15 protein-coding genes are annotated in these 15,561 nt (G+C 68.4%); 7 read left to right on the top strand and 8 right to left on the bottom strand.

The features are described 5' to 3' along the window. The first annotated feature begins 38 nt into the window (after window positions 1-38). Genes CJ177_RS28885 through CJ177_RS28870 form a run of 4 tightly spaced genes read left to right on the top strand, consistent with a single transcriptional unit; the run spans window position 39 to window position 4,170 of the window. A complete protein-coding gene (locus tag CJ177_RS28885) occupies window positions 39-1,313 on the top strand; it encodes a hydroxymethylglutaryl-CoA reductase, degradative (RefSeq protein ID WP_005243630.1) in 1,275 nt (424 codons plus the stop codon). A gap of 1 nt (window position 1,314) precedes the next feature. Further along, entirely contained in the window at window positions 1,315-2,283 is a 969-nt protein-coding gene (locus tag CJ177_RS28880) for a hydroxymethylglutaryl-CoA lyase (RefSeq protein WP_179443290.1), read from the top strand. A gap of 31 nt (window positions 2,284-2,314) precedes the next feature. Beyond that, the gene (locus CJ177_RS28875) at window positions 2,315-2,794 is read left to right on the top strand and encodes a hypothetical protein (protein ID WP_005243633.1); all 480 of its coding nucleotides are present in this window, start codon (window positions 2,315-2,317) and stop codon (window positions 2,792-2,794) included. Next, entirely contained in the window at window positions 2,791-4,170 is a 1,380-nt protein-coding gene (locus CJ177_RS28870; RefSeq protein WP_005243635.1) for a tripartite tricarboxylate transporter permease, read from the top strand. The genes CJ177_RS28875 and CJ177_RS28870 overlap by 4 nt, the downstream gene beginning before the upstream one ends. A 9-nt stretch (window positions 4,171-4,179) precedes the next feature. On the opposite strand, the gene CJ177_RS28865 is transcribed toward CJ177_RS28870, so the two are convergent. Next, window positions 4,180-4,878, bottom strand: a complete 699-nt coding sequence (locus tag CJ177_RS28865; RefSeq protein ID WP_061042438.1) for a GntR family transcriptional regulator — start codon at window positions 4,876-4,878, stop codon at window positions 4,180-4,182. Between the two features lie 93 nt (window positions 4,879-4,971). On the opposite strand from CJ177_RS28865, the gene CJ177_RS28860 reads away from it, so the two are divergent. Continuing rightward, window positions 4,972-6,090, top strand: a complete 1,119-nt coding sequence (locus CJ177_RS28860; RefSeq protein ID WP_061042439.1) for an AbrB family transcriptional regulator — start codon at window positions 4,972-4,974, stop codon at window positions 6,088-6,090. Window positions 6,091-6,296: 206 nt separating this feature from the next. Here the strand turns inward: CJ177_RS28860 and CJ177_RS28855 are convergent, their stop codons facing one another. Further along, a complete protein-coding gene (locus CJ177_RS28855) occupies window positions 6,297-6,785 on the bottom strand; it encodes an FBP domain-containing protein (protein WP_005243640.1) in 489 nt (162 codons plus the stop codon). 171 nt (window positions 6,786-6,956) lie between these two features. Here CJ177_RS28855 and CJ177_RS28850 point away from each other — a divergent pair, with 171 nt between their 5' ends. Both CJ177_RS28850 and ligD read left to right on the top strand, forming a co-directional pair. Next, window positions 6,957-7,394, top strand: a complete 438-nt coding sequence (locus CJ177_RS28850) for a PAS domain S-box protein (protein ID WP_005243642.1) — start codon at window positions 6,957-6,959, stop codon at window positions 7,392-7,394. A 114-nt stretch (window positions 7,395-7,508) separates the two neighbouring features. Continuing rightward, window positions 7,509-8,480, top strand: coding sequence for a non-homologous end-joining DNA ligase (ligD, locus tag CJ177_RS28845; RefSeq protein ID WP_005243643.1), 972 nt, complete (start codon window positions 7,509-7,511; stop codon window positions 8,478-8,480). 417 nt (window positions 8,481-8,897) lie between these two features. Here the strand turns inward: ligD and CJ177_RS28840 are convergent, their stop codons facing one another. Genes CJ177_RS28840 through CJ177_RS28815 form a run of 6 tightly spaced genes read right to left on the bottom strand, consistent with a single transcriptional unit; the run spans window position 8,898 to window position 15,559 of the window. Further along, the gene (locus CJ177_RS28840) at window positions 8,898-10,118 is read right to left on the bottom strand and encodes a VWA domain-containing protein (RefSeq protein ID WP_095869179.1); all 1,221 of its coding nucleotides are present in this window, start codon (window positions 10,116-10,118) and stop codon (window positions 8,898-8,900) included. Next, window positions 10,115-10,756 (bottom strand): SRPBCC family protein, encoded by a 642-nt coding sequence (locus CJ177_RS28835; RefSeq protein WP_005243647.1) that lies wholly within the window; start codon window positions 10,754-10,756, stop codon window positions 10,115-10,117. The genes CJ177_RS28840 and CJ177_RS28835 overlap by 4 nt, the downstream gene beginning before the upstream one ends. 12 nt (window positions 10,757-10,768) lie before the next feature. Continuing rightward, window positions 10,769-11,656, bottom strand: a complete 888-nt coding sequence (locus CJ177_RS28830; RefSeq protein WP_005243649.1) for a MoxR family ATPase — start codon at window positions 11,654-11,656, stop codon at window positions 10,769-10,771. After that, window positions 11,653-12,546 carry an XdhC family protein gene (locus CJ177_RS28825; protein WP_061042441.1) on the bottom strand — a complete coding sequence of 298 codons (894 nt, stop codon included), beginning with the start codon at window positions 12,544-12,546 and terminating at the stop codon, window positions 11,653-11,655. Before CJ177_RS28825 ends, CJ177_RS28830 begins: the two co-directional genes overlap by 4 nt. A gap of 29 nt (window positions 12,547-12,575) precedes the next feature. Then, a complete protein-coding gene (locus CJ177_RS28820; RefSeq protein WP_005243653.1) occupies window positions 12,576-14,978 on the bottom strand; it encodes an aerobic carbon-monoxide dehydrogenase large subunit in 2,403 nt (800 codons plus the stop codon). Then, window positions 14,975-15,559 (bottom strand): (2Fe-2S)-binding protein, encoded by a 585-nt coding sequence (locus CJ177_RS28815; RefSeq protein WP_005243655.1) that lies wholly within the window; start codon window positions 15,557-15,559, stop codon window positions 14,975-14,977. The genes CJ177_RS28820 and CJ177_RS28815 overlap by 4 nt, the downstream gene beginning before the upstream one ends. Window positions 15,560-15,561: the final 2 nt, after the last annotated feature.

Genomic DNA, 15,561 nt, shown 5'->3' with positions numbered 1-15,561 from the left:
ACACGTCCGGCCGCCCGTGAGTACGTGGAGGAACGCCAGTGCCCGTCAACAGCCGCATCCCCGGTCTGAAGGATTCCAGCGCGCAGCAGCGCCGCAAGGTGGTCGCCGAGAGGACCGGCCTGTCCGACCTCGACGTCGCCGTGTTCGATCCCGAACAGGGTCTCGGCGTCGCCCAGGCCGATCACATGATCGAGAACGTCGTCGGGGTGATGGGAATCCCGGTGGGTGTCGCGACCAACTTCACGGTCAACGGGCGTGACTACCTCGTGCCGATGGCCACCGAGGAACCGTCCGTGGTGGCCGCGGCCAGCAACGCCGCCCGGATGGCGCGGGTGCACGGGGGCTTCCACACCTCGAGCACCGATCCGGTGATGCAGGCCCAGATCCAGATCCTCGACTGCCCCGACCCCGAGGCCGCCCGGCTGCGGGTGCTCGAGGCCCGCACGGAGATCCTCGAACTGGCCAACGCGCAGGACCCTATGCTGGTGCGGTTCGGCGGCGGCGCCCGCGACCTCACCGTCCGACTCGTCCCGACGCGCACCGGCGTGCACGTCGTGACACACATCCACGTCGACGTGCGAGATGCCATGGGCGCCAACGCCGTCAACACCATGGCCGAGGCCATCGCACCGCGGCTCGCCGAGATCTCCGGCGGTCGTTCGCTGCTGCGGATCCTGACGAACAAGGCGGACCTGCGGATCACCCGGGCCCGGGCCGTATTCGACAAGGACCTGCTCGGCGGCGACGAGGTGGTCGACAACATCGTGCACGCCTCCGCACTCGCCGAATCCGACCCCTACCGCGCCGCGACCCACAACAAGGGCATCATGAACGGCATCACCGCCGCCGTCCTGGCCACCGGCAACGACACCCGCGCCGTCGAGGCGGGCTGCCACTCGCACGCGATCGCCGCGGACGGCCGGTATACGGCGCTCTCGCACTTCGAGAAGACCTCGGACGGTCACCTCTCCGGCACCCTCGAGGTACCGATGGCCGTGGGCCTGGTCGGCGGTGCCACCAAGGTCCACCCCGTCGCGCAGGCAGCGGTGAAGATGCTCGGCGTCTCCACCGCCTCGGAGCTGGCGGACGTGATCGCCGCGGTGGGACTCGCACAGAACCTGGGCGCCTGCCGCGCGCTCGCCGCCGAGGGCATCCAACGCGGCCACATGAGTCTGCACGCCCGCACCATCGCCGCCTCGGCCGGCGCCACCGGCGACGAACTCGACGTCGTGGTCAAGCGGCTCATCGACGACCAGCGCATCCGGGTCGAGCACGCGGAAAAGGTGCTCGCCGACCTTCGTTCCGGACACTGACATGACCACCCCCGCGGATCTCGACCCGGTGTGGCGTCCGGCGCCCCACGAGTTCGCCGACCCCTCACTGCCCCCTGCGGTTCGCGTCTACGAGGTCGGACCGCGCGACGGACTCCAGGCCGAGTCGACCCTCGTTCCCACCGCGGTCAAGGCCGAGTTCTGCCGTCGGCTCGTGTCCGCCGGCGTCCGATCACTCGAGGTGACGAGTTTCGTTTCCCCGAAATGGATTCCGCAACTCGCCGACGCCGAAGCGCTCATGGCCGAACTCGACCTCCCCGACACCGTCCGCCAGGTCGTGCTGGCCCCCAACGAGCGGGGGCTGGAGCGGGCGCTTGCCGCGGGCGCCCGGGAAGTGGCCGTCTTCGTCAGCGCCACCGAGACGTTCGCCCGGAAGAACCTGAACACCACCGTCGCCGGGGCGCTCGACAACGCCCGGCCGGTGGTCGAGGGTGCCCGGGCGGCCGGTATCGGCACCCGTGGCTACATCTCGATGTGCTTCGGTGATCCGTGGGAGGGGCTGGTCGATCCCCGCCGTGTCGCCGACATCGCCGCGCAACTGACGGGCATGGGATGCTCGTCGATCTCGCTCGGTGACACCATCGGCGTCGCCACCCCCGGCCACGTCCGAGCCGTGCTCGACGCAGTGCAGGCCGAGGATGTTCCGATCGACTCCATTGCGGGACATTTCCACGACACCTACGGTCAGGCGCTGTCCAACGTGCACGCCGCACTGATCTCGGGATTCACCGAATTCGACACCGCAGCAGGGGGACTCGGCAGATGCCCCTACGCGAAGGGCGCCACCGGGAACCTCGCCACCGAGGATCTGGTGTGGATGCTGCACGGCCTCGGCATCGACACGGGCATCGATCTCGACGCACTGACCGACACCTCCCGCTGGATGGCCGGACACATCGGCCATCCCAGCCCGTCGCGGGTGGCGACGGCCCTGACCGCCGCCCGCTCCTGAAGCACGACCCCCTCACACGGAAGAACAGACGATGTCCATCGATAGCCAGCCCGCACCGCAGGCTCCCCCGCCCACCGACGATCAGACGCCTCGGCCTCGTTACCTCGAGGTGTGGGGCGACACGGTGGTCGGGCGAGATCTCGCCGTCTCCGTCGTCATCGGTATCGTTGTGAGCGTCTGCGCGCTCCTCGGCGCGACCGCACTCTTCAACTCCTTCGTCACGGATTCGTCTCTGGCAGAGGCATATGCGCTTCTGGTCGGAATCGCCGCATGCCTCGTCGCGGGGGTCGTCAGCGGGAAGCTGTTCCGCCCCAAGCGGAACATCGCCGTCGACTCGTCCGAGGGCGACAAGGTCGGCGACGTCATCCGGGTGCTGCAGGAAGAGCGGCAGGGGCTGGGGTCGGTCGGCGACCTGCCCGCCCAGACGGTCCGGGAGTTGAAGGATCTCGACCTCTACGACCGGTTCGTCGAGGCGGAGACGCAGGCACACGAGACGGGCGGACGATCATGAGTGTGCTGTTCACCAACGACGTCCTCGTCGCGATCGCGCTCGGCGTGATCGGCGCCATCGTGTTCTCCCTGATCGGGCTGGTGTCCGGGACCGACGAGACGGCCACCATCGCCCCGCTGACGCTGCTGGTCATCCTGCTCGGCGCCCCGCCCGCGGCGGTGTTCACCTTCTTCCTCGCCGGCGCCGTCGCCAAGCACATGACCCACGCGGTGCCCACCACGTTGCTCGGCATCCCCGGCGACACGATGGCCGTGCCGCTGATGCGTGAGGCGCGGTTGCTGCGCAGCCTCGGGGTTCCGCACATCGCTCTGCGCAAGGCGATCTCGGGCGCGATCATCTCCGCGTTCATCGCCGTCCCCGTGGCCGTGCTGTTCGCCACCCTGCTCGCACCGGTGGCGGACACGGTCCAATCGGTGGCACCGTGGTTGTTCCTCGTCGCCGCCGTCGCGATCGCGTACACGTCGCCGGGCAAGTGGTCCGGGGTGGCCGCGCTCGTGCCGTTCGTCGTCCTCATCCTGGCGCTCAAGTCGCTGACGAAGAGCTACGACGTCTCCCTGAACATCAGCTACTTCCTCGGCATCGCGGTCGGCCCGCTCATCGCGGACCTGTTCCTCGTGCTGGGTGCGTCGGGGCGCAAGGACATGGCCCGCACGGAACCGGCGACGGTGTGGCTCGCCCCGGAGATCAAGGGGTGGAAAGGATACTTCCCGAACCCGTTCCGGATGCTCGACGGCAAGCAGACGGCACAGGTCGCGGCGACCGCGACCGTCTCGAGCGCCACATTCGTCTTCAGCCCGGTCGCGATGACCGTGCTCATGGGTGAAGTCGTCGGTTCCCGGGTCAAGCAGGGCTACCACCGGTTGACGTCGGTGATCGCCGCCCGCAACGGAACCACCGAATCGACCTACATCGCCGAGGCGCTCATTCCGCTGATCGCGTTCGGTCTGCCGCTGAGCCCCGTCGCCGCGGGGCCGGCCGCCCCGCTGTTCAACGCGCCACCGGTTTTCACGACCGACGACGGCACCGGGCAGATCCGCAACCTGTCCACGGCACTGACGAACTGGGAGTTCCTGCTCTACGGTCTCGGCGCGGTGGTGATCGCCGCGATCATCGCGTACCCGTTCGCGATGAACTTCGCTCACCGCGCGGCCACGCTCGTCGTCCGGTACGTCAGCCACGAGGCAATCATCGCCACGTTCACGGGCCTGGTCGTCGTCATCAGCGTCTGGGAGGGCGGCGTCCTCGGACTCGCCGTCACTCTCACCGTCGGACTCGTCGGCGGTCTGCTGTCGCGGGCGTTCAAGATCCACGCAGGCGTCCTGTTCATGGGGTACTACGTGGCAGTCCTCAGCGTGCCCGCCATCCTCGCGCTCTGACCGTGCCGACTACGTGGTGACCAGGTCGATGGCGACGGCCGATCCCTGCGGATCGACGACCGCGTCGAGGATGGTCTTCTGCGTCTGGGTCAGGTGCTCGGTGCAGGCCGCGGCAGCCGCCGGTCCGTCGCCGGCGAGGATCGCACGGCACATCGCCCGGTGCTCAGCCAGCGAGACGTCCAGTCGTTCCGGGTGGGAGTGGGCGATGTTGCGCAGTCTCTCGGTGTGCGGCCGGAGCTCGGCAATCGATCGGGCCAGTTGCGAGTTCCGGGTGTGCGCGATCACGGCCTGGTCGTAGGTTTCGGTGAGTTCGTAGAAGCGATCCCGCCGGGACTCGGACGGGTCCTCCTCCGAGATCGCCCCGAGTGCTTCCGCTACCTCTTCGAATTGCTGCCGGGCCGCCGCGTCCCGGCCGACGGCCTCGGCGACCATGCGCGCCGCGGCCGCTTCGAGCAGGATGCGCAGCTCGAACAAATCCCGAACACTCTTGATGGAGATGGGAGCGACCCGTGCCCCCTGCCGGTCGGTGAGCGAGACCAGCCCGTCCGCTTCGAGCCGAAGGAAGGCCTGACGCACCGGGGTGCGAGACGCCGAGAACCGCGTGCCCACGTCGATGGCACTCAGCGACTGACCCGGAGACAGTGTCCCGTTCAGGATGTCCTGCTTGAGCTGGACGTATACCAGTTCGCTCTTGCTTTCGCCCGCCATGCATACATCCTAACGTTCGCTACCGTATGAGCTAAGGTATACGCTAATGCGCACCATAGAACAGGGACAGCATCCCGGAGTAGGCGTCCACGCGTGAACGACGTGCAATCCACCGAACGATCCGTGCCGACGCGCGCGTCCGAACTGCGCCGTCACGGACTCCGATGGGCTGCACTGATCGCACTCTCGATCGGCGGCTGGGCGCTCGGCGAGAGCGTCGGACTGACAGCGGCGGGTCTCTTCTCGGCTCTGATCGTCGCGGCGACCCTGGCCGTCACCGGCTGGGGGCCCTCCCGAGTGCCGCGCCCGCTGGGAAAGCTTGCCCAGGGGGTGCTGGCGAGCGCGGTCGGGCTGATGGTGCACCGGGACACGATCGCCGCCCTGGGCTCGATGTGGGTGCCGGTGGTCTCGATCGCGGCCGCGACTCTCGCGCTCAGCGTGGCGGCCGGCGCCCTCCTCGCGCTGCACCGTGACGTGGACGCGGTGACCGGATCCCTCTCCATGACTGCGGGCGGCGCCACCGGACTCGTCGCGATGGCGCGTGAACTCGGCGGCGACGACCGGGTCGTCGCAGTGGTGCAGTACCTGAGGGTGGCGCTCGTCGTCGTGTCGATGCCGATGATCGTCACGTTCGGCTTCCGTGCCGATACCGGTGCAGAGACCGTGACAGGCACCGATGGCGGCGGGTCCGAATGGTATGTGACCCTGCCATTCCTGGCACTGTTCATCGTGGGCGGCACCGCTGTGGCATCTCTCGTGCGACTACCCGCACCCGCGACATTGGGTCCGCTGTCCGTGAGTGCCGGGTTCGAACTCGGCGGCTGGAGCGACGCGGTCGCGGTCCCGCCGATGCTGATGACCGCCGCGCTGATCCTCATCGGCTGGCAGGCCGGGCTCGCGTTCGACCGGGCGAGCCTGCGGGCGATCGGGCGAATCCTGCCGTACGCGGCGCTGCTCACATTGCTGGTCGGGGCGGCCTGCGCCGGGCTGGGTGTCCTACTCTCCCACCTCACCGGCGCGAGCCTCCTCGAGGCGTATCTCGCCACCACGCCCGGTGGCCTGGCGGCGGTGCTGGCCGTCTCGGCATCCACCGCCTCCAACGTCACGTTCGTCGCGGCCGCTCAGGTGTTGCGCCTCGTCATCATGCTCGTCACCACCCCCATCATGGTGAAGGTGTTTGCCCACTTCAGTTCTCGGCGCCGACGAGCGTAGCCGGGGATCCTCTCCGGACAGCACGGTCCGGCCTGCGTCCGGGCCGTCTCGACCGGAGAGGAGTCCCGTACACCCCGAGTTTCGTTGCAGTTTCTCCGAACTCGGGGTGCACCGGGAAGTGGGTTCCTCGAATGTCGGCGCATGGCATCTACCTCCGATTCTCTAGAGCAGCTACCGAGCTGCATGGCGGGTCGGTGTCGGGTCGGTCAGCCGTAGACCCTCGAGATGAAGGCGGCGAGGTTGACGCGGACCCGCTCGATCCTCTCCTCGGGTTCGAGATCCTCGCGGTACTGCCTGCCCAGTGCGGGCGACTTCTTCCGGCGCGCGTAGAGCGAGCAGGCGAGATCGGCGCACATGTAGGTGCCGATCGAGTTGCCCCGCCGTCCGGATTCACCCGACTTGCGGGCGGTCATCAGCGAGACCCCGCCATTGGCGTGTGTGGTCATGCAGACGGTGCACATCTGCGCGCGGCGATAACCGCCCGTTTCGTAGCGCAGCGCGACGCCGACCAGACGACCGTCCCGCGGCACGACGACATAGCAGCGGCCGGGAAACGACGGGTCACTCCAGCCGAGGAAGTCGAGGTCGTCCCAGGGCCGATCGTCCAGGTCACGAGGGACCGGGAGGCGCTTGGCGTCGCCTTTGGAGCAGTTGATGAACGACGACCTGATGTCGCGTTCGGTGACGGGTTCCATGACGAGATGAACTCCTTCTGTGAACGGGTTGGCAAAGCCACGTGACAATACGGACAGCGGTGAGGTCGAGCAACGGATTTTCGGAACGATCTCTGGCTGCGTTGCGGCCGTTGAATCGCCGTCTGCGGCGACAACGGGACGAGCGGTCGGAATCGGTGAGAGTATAGGTCTGTGAGCGCACAGGCAGAGCATGAGGAGAGACGTCGCCCGATCCCGGACACTCCGTTGGGTTACCTAGAGCAGCTACCCGCCCTCGTCCTGCTCGAGCGCCTTCCGGTTCCCGTCCTGGCGGTCGAGAGCGACGGCACCGTCGTCCACGCGAACAGTGCTTTCGAGGAGATGCTGGGTTATCCCGTCGCTTCACTGCGCGGACACCCGGTGTCCGAACTCCTCGCCCTGGACGACGACGCGCCGACGGGTGCCGACGCGGTCGAGCACCTCCGCGGGTCCGCCACCTCCCCAGTCGACCTCGCACATCAGGACGGGTCCCGAGTGCGCGCACTCGTCAGCCGGCCCATCCTCCGTCGGCAGGACGATCCGGTGACCCTCGTCTGTTTCCACGACGTCACCGAACAACTGTGGAACGGCGGCCGGGCGCCCGGCTTCTGACCCCGCCCCACAGACGCACGGACATTGGCCGGATTCCGATGCAATTGCCTGTGAATCCAGCGAAACCGTCTGCAAACAGCGCGGGAGCGAACGAGTGCGGGTTAGGTTGACTGCATGGCGACCGGTAAGAGCAAGGCTCCCGCTGTCGAACTGGAGGTCGGCGACCGGACGGTGCGGATCTCGCACCCGGAGCGCGTCTACTTCCCCGCGACCGGTGCCACGAAGCTCGACCTCGCGAACTACTACCTGAGCGTCGCCGACGGGATCGTGCGAGCACTGCGCGAACGCCCCTGCATGATGCACCGCTTTCCGGACGGCCTGAGCGGCGAGAAGGTGCACCAGAAGCGGTTGCCGCACGGTGCGCCGGACTGGGTCCAGACGGTGCGGGTGACGTTTCCGCGGTACAACCGTCACGCCGACGAACTGTGCGTGACGCACCCGGCGGACGTGATCTGGGCGGTGCAGATGTCCACGGTCGAGTTCCATCCGTGGAACTCGCGCCGCGCGGACGTCGAACGTCCCGACGAGTGGCGGATCGATCTCGATCCGATGCCCGAATGCGGGTTCGACACGGTGAAGCGCGTGGCCGGGGTGGTGCACGAGGTGCTCGACGAACTGGGTGCGACGGGCTGGCCGAAGACGTCGGGCGGAAGCGGCATTCACGTCTACGTCCGGATCCGGCCCGACTGGGGTTTCGGCGACGTCCGGCGGGCCGCGCTGGCCTTCGCCCGCGAAGTGGAGCGCCGGGCCCCGCAGGACGTCACCACCACGTGGTGGCGGAAGGACCGGGATCCGCGCAAACTGTTCGTCGACTACAACCAGAACGCCCGCGATCACACCATCGCCAGCGCGTACTCGGTGCGGGGTGTGCCCGACGCGACCGTGTCGACGCCGGTGACGTGGGACGAGATCGACGACGTGGACCCCCACGAGTTCACCATCGCCACCGTCCCCGACCGCTTCGCGAAACTCGGTGACCTGCACGCCGGAATCGACGAAGCCGTGTTCTCGCTCGAACCGCTGCTCGAATGGGCCGACCGGGACGAGGCCGAAGGCGAGTCGGATCCCGGTGGCGCGGAGGACTGATCGCGGACGACAGGTCGAGGGCGTCTCCATGACGCGACACACGCCCCGATCGTGCGACCGAGGCGCGTGTCTCGCATGCCGAACTCTTCCCTACCGTGGCGGCGGGGGCGGTGGCGGCGGAGGTGGTGGTGGGTTGGGATTGCAGAGTTGGCAGCTGTCGCCGATCGGTGGTTTGGGAACGGGTGCGTGACAATCGTTCTGACATGGTCTGGCGCCGGCGATTTCGGCCGTCCCCACCAGTGAGATCGAGAGGGCTGCGAGGACCGCCCCGATGGCCGCCACGATTCTGGCGGAAGTTCTGGAAGTCGACATGTGGGTTCCTCCTGTGAGCTGAAGAACGGTGTGCACCGTCCATAGAGCTTCGGCGAATCGCACGACGGCGGCCAGGCACCCTGGGGGTGGAAATCGCGCCACCCGCTATCCCATCCGGCTGATCACGTCCAGCACGTCGCGGAGCGCGGACACGGAGTGCGCGGGGAGGAAGGCATCGCAGAAGGGCAGCGCAGCCGCCATCGATCCGGCGAGCGGCCGGAAGTCGGGGTCACCGGCACGGGGGTTGAGCCACACCAGTCGGTGGGCGCGGCGACGGACCCGGGTGAGGGCATGTGCCAGGCGCTTCGGGTCGTCGCTGTCCCAACCGTCGGACGCGATGACCACGACTGCCCCTCGCAGCGCGTTGCCGTGCGGGGACGCGAGCAGTTCGCTCACGCTGCCCGCGATGTGGGTGCCACCGAATCTGTCGACCACCTTGTCGTTCGCCTTACGGACCGCGGTCTCGGCGCTGCGGTGGGCGAGCACAGGCGTGAGCCTCGTCAGCGACGTGGAGAACGCGAACACCTCCGGCCTGCCCGCGGTCTGTCGTTGCACCGCCGCCCGCATGAGATGGAGATAGATTGCGGCGTACGGCTGCATCGACCGGCTCACGTCGCACAGCATCACGATGCGCCGCGGACGGTTCCGGGCACGGCTTCGCGCGAGGACCACCGGCTCCCAGCCCGTGGCCCTCGACCGGTTCATGGTGGCGCGCAGGTCGATACGCCGGCCGCGGCGATGCACTTCGCGACGCCGGGTGCGGCGGGACGGCCACGCGGCGGTGGCCTGCTCCAGCCACGAGCCGAGGAGCCGGAGGTCGCCGGCGTCGAATCGGGCGAAGGGTTCGTCGGCGCGAGCCACGAGCCTGCTGGGCAGGGTGTCCGGCACGGCGGTGAACGCGTCGTGAATGTCGTCCTCGCCGCTGTCGTCGCCGCCGGTCATCACCGGTCGTGTCATCCAGGGCACGCCCCCGGCGTCCTGCGCGTCACCGGGCCGGTCGCGACCGTCGCGGACACCGGCGAGGGCCGTCTCCCGTCCCGCCGCACCGGCGCGGCGCGCGTGCGGATCCACGGACAGTACGGCGTCCTCGAAGACCGCGGAGAACACCGCGTCGAACGGCGCGAGGTCGTCGACGCGGTTGACCAGGGTCAGGCGCGCCGACCAGTACAGCCGCGACCGCGAACTCGGCGGCGACAGATGAAGCGCCTGCACGAACACCGCGGGGCCACTCGCCGAGACGACGACGCCACGGGAGCGCAACCGGGCGACGAGTGCCACAGCGAACGCCGCGAGATCGACGCCCCGCAGGACACCCGACGCGCTCATCGCCTGCGGCGGCCCACCACGAGGACGACCACTATTCCCGCGAGGATGGCAGCGAGAATGGGGGCGTACCGTTTCCACGCACCCGCGCCGGACAGCGCGAGCAGATCCAGCGGCGCCGGTTCGGCGGCAGGCGGGGCCACGGAAAGGTTCGTGGTGCCGGCCGCCTCGGGCGCAGCCGCGGCCTGGTCGGCGGGTCCCCCGGCGAGCTTCGCTTCCAGCGATTCCGCGAACTGCCCCATGAGTTTCTCCGACACCTGCTGGATCATTCCGCTGCCGAACTGCGCGAGTTTGCCGACGATCTTCATGTCGGTGTCCACGGTGACGCGGGTGCGGTCGCCCACCTCGTGCAGTTGGGCGGTGATCGTCGCGGACGCGTTGCCGGAACCGCGCGAGTCCCTCCCGCGGGCGTCGATCACGGCGCGGTGCTCCTTCGGGTCACGCACGACGAAGGCGGCCTTGCCTTTGAACTCACTGGTCACCGGGCCGACCTTGACCTTCACCTTCCCCAGGTAATCGTCACCCTCCCTCCCGGTCATCTGGGCTCCGGGTAGCAGGGGGGCAACCTCCTCGAGGTCGCTGAGCACCTCCCACGCCTGCTCGATCGGGGCGCTGACGGTGAACTCGTTGGCGATCTTCATGGCAGTTGCCTCTCATCCGGTGGCCAGGCCGTGCGCGTAGTCGGCGAATGCGTCCTGAACTATTGTGCGGTCGTCCGGGGTCTTCGCGAGGGCACTCAGGCTCTGGATTGCGTCGTCGCGAACCAGATCGGCCACCCCCAGCGCCGCGAGGGCGGACACCCAGTCGATCGTCTCGGCAATTCCGGGCGGCTTGTCGAGATCGAGTTCGCGGGCCCGGCCGACGAAGCGGGTGGCGTGCTCGATGAGGGGCGCCGCCGCCGCGGGCACCGTGCGGCGCACGATGGCGGCGGCCCGCGCCGGCTCCGGGTAGTCGATCCAGTGGTAGAGGCATCGTCGGCGCAGCGCGTCGTGGAGGTCGCGACTCCGGTTGGACGTCAGCACGACGACGGGGTGATGTTCGGCCGTGAACGTTCCCAGTTCGGGAACGGTGACCGATGCCTCCCCCAGGAATTCGAGGAGGAGTGCCTCGAACTCGTCGTCGGCTCGGTCTATTTCGTCGATCAGAAGTACGGGCGGGGTCGGTCCCCGATATCGCACGCAATGGAGGATGGGACGTTCCAGCAGGAATTCCTCGGTGAACAGGTCGTCCTCGGTCAGGCCGTCGCCCCGCGATTCGGCCAGCCGGATGGTGAGCAACTGCCGCTGATAGTTCCAGTCGTAGAGAGCCTCGTTCGCGGTGAGACCCTCGTAGCACTGCAACCGGATCAGCGGGGCGCCGAGGACGGTCGCGAGAGACTTCGCCGCGGTGGTCTTGCCGACTCCGGGTTCGCCTTCGAGTAGGAGCGGGCGGCGCAGGGCTGCCGCGAGATACAGGGCCGACGCGGTTCCGAAGTCCAGGAGGTAGTCCTCGGCATCGAAGCGCCGGACCACGTCCGCCACGTCCTCGAACGCCTCCGTCATACCGCTCCCGTCTCCTGCGCGAACGATGCCCGGCAACCCGGCCCGCAGAACCAGAAGTCGGCGTCGTCCCGCCGCAGATGGGCGGTATCCGGCCCCACCACGACTCGCATCCCGCACACCGGATCGACCGCTTCGGTCACCGCCGCCCGCGGAGGCGAATCGCCCTCGGGCGCGCGAAGTCCCGCGGTCCGCAGTTCCTGCACCAACTCGGCCGCGATCGACACCGCGATCTCCGCCGACGTCCGCGCCCCGATGTCGAGACCGACGGGGGTGTGCACCCGCGACCGTTCGGACTCGGTGAGACCCAAGGTGTCGAGGATGGCCCCACCGCGTGTTCGGCTCGCGACGAGCCCGACATACCCGACCCCGGCGTCGAGCGCCGCACGGATGACCTCCGCTTCGGGTCCGCCGTGGCCGGCGAGCACTACCGCCGTGGTCCCGGAGAACTGCTCGACACCGGCGTCGTCGTGCTCGACGGTGAATCCCAGCAGTTCCGATATGCCCCCCAACGCCTGCGCGATCGGAGTGGTGCCGAAGATCCGCACCAACGGGGGTGGCAGTTGCGGCTCCAGGAAGATCTCCATGGCACCGCCGGACAGGCACGGATTCACCACGACGGACGCGCCCGGAGTCTCCGGGAATTGCACGGCCCCGTCGGGAAGGACCCGCAACAGCACGCTCTCGTTGGTCGCCAGCGCCCCCAGGGCGGCCGTGCGCACCGAATTCTGCGCGCACTGACCGCCGACGAAACCCTCGATCGTGCCGTCCTGCAGGAGGATCGCCTCGTCGCCGGAATGACTGGACGTGGGCGGCTGCGCCCGCACCACGGTCGCATGGACGAACGGCCTGCGGTCGCGCGCCAGTTGCGCCGCACGCTCTTTCAGATCCACCGGGCCTCCTCGCAGCCGACAGGCGACATTCAGATCGGGGGTGTCGCGCGGCCCTGCATGGCCTCCCACACCCGGGACGGGGTGAGCGGCATGTCGGCGTGCCGGACACCGAACGGGGCGAGCGCATCCACGACAGCGTTCACCACGGCCGCGGGCGATCCGACCGTCGCGGACTCGCCGATGCCCTTCGCGCCGATCGGGTGGTGCGGCGACGGGGTCACGGTGAAGCCGGTCTCGAGCTTCGGAACCTCGAGCGCGGTGGGGATCAGGTAATCCATCAGTGATCCGCCGAGGCAGTTGCCGTCCTCGTCGAACTCGATGATCTCCATGAGCGCCATGCCGATGCCGTCGACGATGCCGCCGTGGACCTGCCCCTCGATGATCATCGGGTTGATGCGGGTGCCGCAGTCGTCGACGGCGAGGAACCGCCGCACCTTCACCACGGCGGTGCCGGGATCGACGTCGACGACGCAGAAGTACGCGCCGTAGGGGTACGTCAGATTCTCGGGGTTGTAACAGATCTGCGCGTCGAGTCCGCCTTCGATGCCCTCCGGCAGATCGCCGGCGCCGTGTGCCCGCATCGCGATGTCCTGGATGGTCACCTTCGCCGAGGGATCGCCCTTCACATGGAATTCGCCCTTCTCCCATTCCAGATCCGCGACCGAGGCCTCGAGCATGCCCGAGGCGATGATCTTCGCCTTGTCCCGCACCTTGCGGGCCACCAGCGCCGCGGCCGCCCCCGACACCGGTGTCGACCGGCTGCCGTACGTCCCGAGCCCGAACGGCGTGTTGTCGGTGTCTCCGTGCACGACGTCGATGTCGTCCGGTGGGATCCCCAGTTCCTCCGCCACGATCTGTGCGAACGTCGTCTCGTGACCCTGCCCCTGGGTCTGCACCGACAACCGCACGACGGCCTTGCCCGTCGGGTGGACGCGCAGTTCGCAGCCGTCGGCCATGCCCAGGCCGAGGATGTCCATGTCCTTCCGGGGGCCGGCACCGACGGCTTCGGTGAAGAACGACATGCCGATTCCCATCAGCTCGCCGCGCTCGCGGCGTTCCTTCTGCTCCTCCCGCAACTGCTGGTAGCCGATCATGTCCATGGCCTTGCGCATGGTGGTCTCGTAGTCACCCGAGTCGTACACCCACCCGGTCTTGCTGGTGTACGGGAACTGTTCCGGCCTGAGCAGATTCTTCAGCCGAAGCTCCGCCGGATCCATCTTCAGGTCGAACGCCAGGCAGTCGACGAGCCGCTCGACCAGATACACGGCCTCGGTGATGCGGAACGAGCAGGCGTACGCCACCCCGCCGGGCGCCTTGTTCGTGTACACCGCCGTCATCGCGCAGTGCGCGGCCTCGATGTCGTAGCTGCCGGTGAAGACGCCGAAGAAACCGGCCGGATACTTCACCGGGGCCGCCGTGCCGTTGAACGCACCGTGGTCGGCCAGCACCTTCGTGCGGATCGCGAGGATCTTGCCCTCGCTGGTCGCCGCGATCTCGCCGACCATGATGTAGTCGCGGGCGAAGCCCGTGCTCATCAGGTTCTCGCTGCGATCCTCCATCCACTTCACCGGTTTGCCCGTCACGAGCGACGCCACGATCGCGCACACGTATCCCGGGTAGATCGGGACCTTGTTACCGAATCCGCCGCCGATGTCCGGGGACACCACCCGGATCTTGTGCTCCGGGATCCCCGAGACCAAGGCGTAGATCGTCCGGTGCGCGTGCGGTGCCTGGGACGTGGTGTACAGGGTGAGCTTGCCGGACACCTTGTCGACGTCGGCGATCGCACCGCACGTCTCCATCGGCGCGGGATGCACCCTGGGGTAGACGATCTCCTGCTTCACCACGACGTCCGCCTTCGCGAACACGGCCTCGGTCGCGGCAGCATCGCCTGTCTCCCAGTCGAAGCAGTGATTGTCCGTCTTGCCCTCGAGGTCGTCGCGGATCACCGGCGCGTCGGGCGAGAGCGCGGCGCGTGCGTCGACGACGGGATCGAGCATGTCGTACTCGACGTCGATCAGTTCCAGCGCGTCGCGGGCCGAATACCGGTCCTCGGCGATGACGAACGCGACCTCCTGGCCCTGGAAGCGCACCTTGTCGGTGGCCAGCACGGCCTGCACGTCGTTGGACAGCGTCGGCATCCAGGCGAGGTTCTTCGCGGCGAGGTCGGCGCCCGTCACCACTGCCGTCACCTTCGGGTGTTCCTGTGCCGCAGTGGTATCGATGCTCACGATCCGCGCGTGCGCGACCGGCGACCGCAGGATCGCCAGGTGCAGCATGCCGGGGAGCGTGATGTCGTCGACGTAATTTCCGAGCCCCCGGATGAAGCGGGGGTCCTCCTTGCGCAGCATGCGGCCGTGGCCGCAGGGTTTCTTGTCGTTGTCGACGACGTCGGCGTCACCCGACGGTGGACGGGATTCGACGGTGGTCATGATGCACTTCCGGTGGTCGCGTGTTCCTCGACTGTCATCGGTGCGCCCTCGGCGCCCCGTGTCTTGTCCTCCTGGACCTCCGCGTCGAAGTCGCCGGCCGGTTCCGGCTCGGCGGCCTCGCCCGCCCGATGGTCCGCCGCCCACTGGATCGAGCGCACGATCGTGGTGTACCCGGTGCAGCGGCAGATCTGCCCGGAGATCGCTTCCCGGATCGTGGCCTCGTCCGGGCTCTCCTCCCGGTCGAGCAGTGCCCGCGCCGTCATCATCATGCCGGGGGTGCAGAACCCGCACTGCAGTCCGTGGCACTGCATGAAGCCCTGCTGGACGGGATCGAGTTCGCCGTCGTGTTCGAGGCCCTCGACCGTGCGGACGTCGTGCCCGCTCGCCATCGCGGCGAGCATCGTGCACGACTTCACCGGATCGCCGTCCACGGTGACGACGCACGTGCCGCAGTTGCTGGTGTCGCAGCCCCAGTGGGTTCCGGTCAGGCCCAGCTGGTCGCGGAGGAAATGGACCAGCAGCATGCGCGGTTCCACCTCGGCGCTCACTGCCTCGCCGTTGACGGTCATGTTCACCTGCATGG

The organism is Rhodococcus sp. ACPA1 (assembly GCF_002300195.1).
In the GTDB taxonomy this organism is placed as follows: Bacteria; Actinomycetota; Actinomycetes; order Mycobacteriales; family Mycobacteriaceae; genus Rhodococcus_F; species Rhodococcus_F opacus.
This window is presented reverse-complemented; position numbering and strand designations above follow the sequence as displayed.

What these genes read in the sequence shown, in the direction of transcription:
- CJ177_RS28840 (WP_095869179.1), bottom strand. Translation starts at nt 10,118, where the DNA reads ATGAGCGCGTCGGGTGTCCTGCGGGGCGTCGATCTCGCGGCGTTCGCT.
- CJ177_RS28855 (WP_005243640.1), bottom strand. Translation starts at nt 6,785, where the DNA reads ATGGAACCCGTCACCGAACGCGACATCAGGTCGTCGTTCATCAACTGC.
- CJ177_RS28865 (WP_061042438.1), bottom strand. Translation starts at nt 4,878, where the DNA reads ATGGCGGGCGAAAGCAAGAGCGAACTGGTATACGTCCAGCTCAAGCAG.
- CJ177_RS28870 (WP_005243635.1), top strand. Translation starts at nt 2,791, where the DNA reads ATGAGTGTGCTGTTCACCAACGACGTCCTCGTCGCGATCGCGCTCGGC.
- CJ177_RS28880 (WP_179443290.1), top strand. Translation starts at nt 1,315, where the DNA reads ATGACCACCCCCGCGGATCTCGACCCGGTGTGGCGTCCGGCGCCCCAC.
- ligD (WP_005243643.1), top strand. Translation starts at nt 7,509, where the DNA reads ATGGCGACCGGTAAGAGCAAGGCTCCCGCTGTCGAACTGGAGGTCGGC.
- CJ177_RS28820 (WP_005243653.1), bottom strand. Translation starts at nt 14,978, where the DNA reads ATGACCACCGTCGAATCCCGTCCACCGTCGGGTGACGCCGACGTCGTC.
- CJ177_RS28835 (WP_005243647.1), bottom strand. Translation starts at nt 10,756, where the DNA reads ATGAAGATCGCCAACGAGTTCACCGTCAGCGCCCCGATCGAGCAGGCG.
- CJ177_RS28830 (WP_005243649.1), bottom strand. Translation starts at nt 11,656, where the DNA reads ATGACGGAGGCGTTCGAGGACGTGGCGGACGTGGTCCGGCGCTTCGAT.
- CJ177_RS28875 (WP_005243633.1), top strand. Translation starts at nt 2,315, where the DNA reads ATGTCCATCGATAGCCAGCCCGCACCGCAGGCTCCCCCGCCCACCGAC.
- CJ177_RS28815 (WP_005243655.1), bottom strand. Translation starts at nt 15,559, where the DNA reads ATGCAGGTGAACATGACCGTCAACGGCGAGGCAGTGAGCGCCGAGGTG.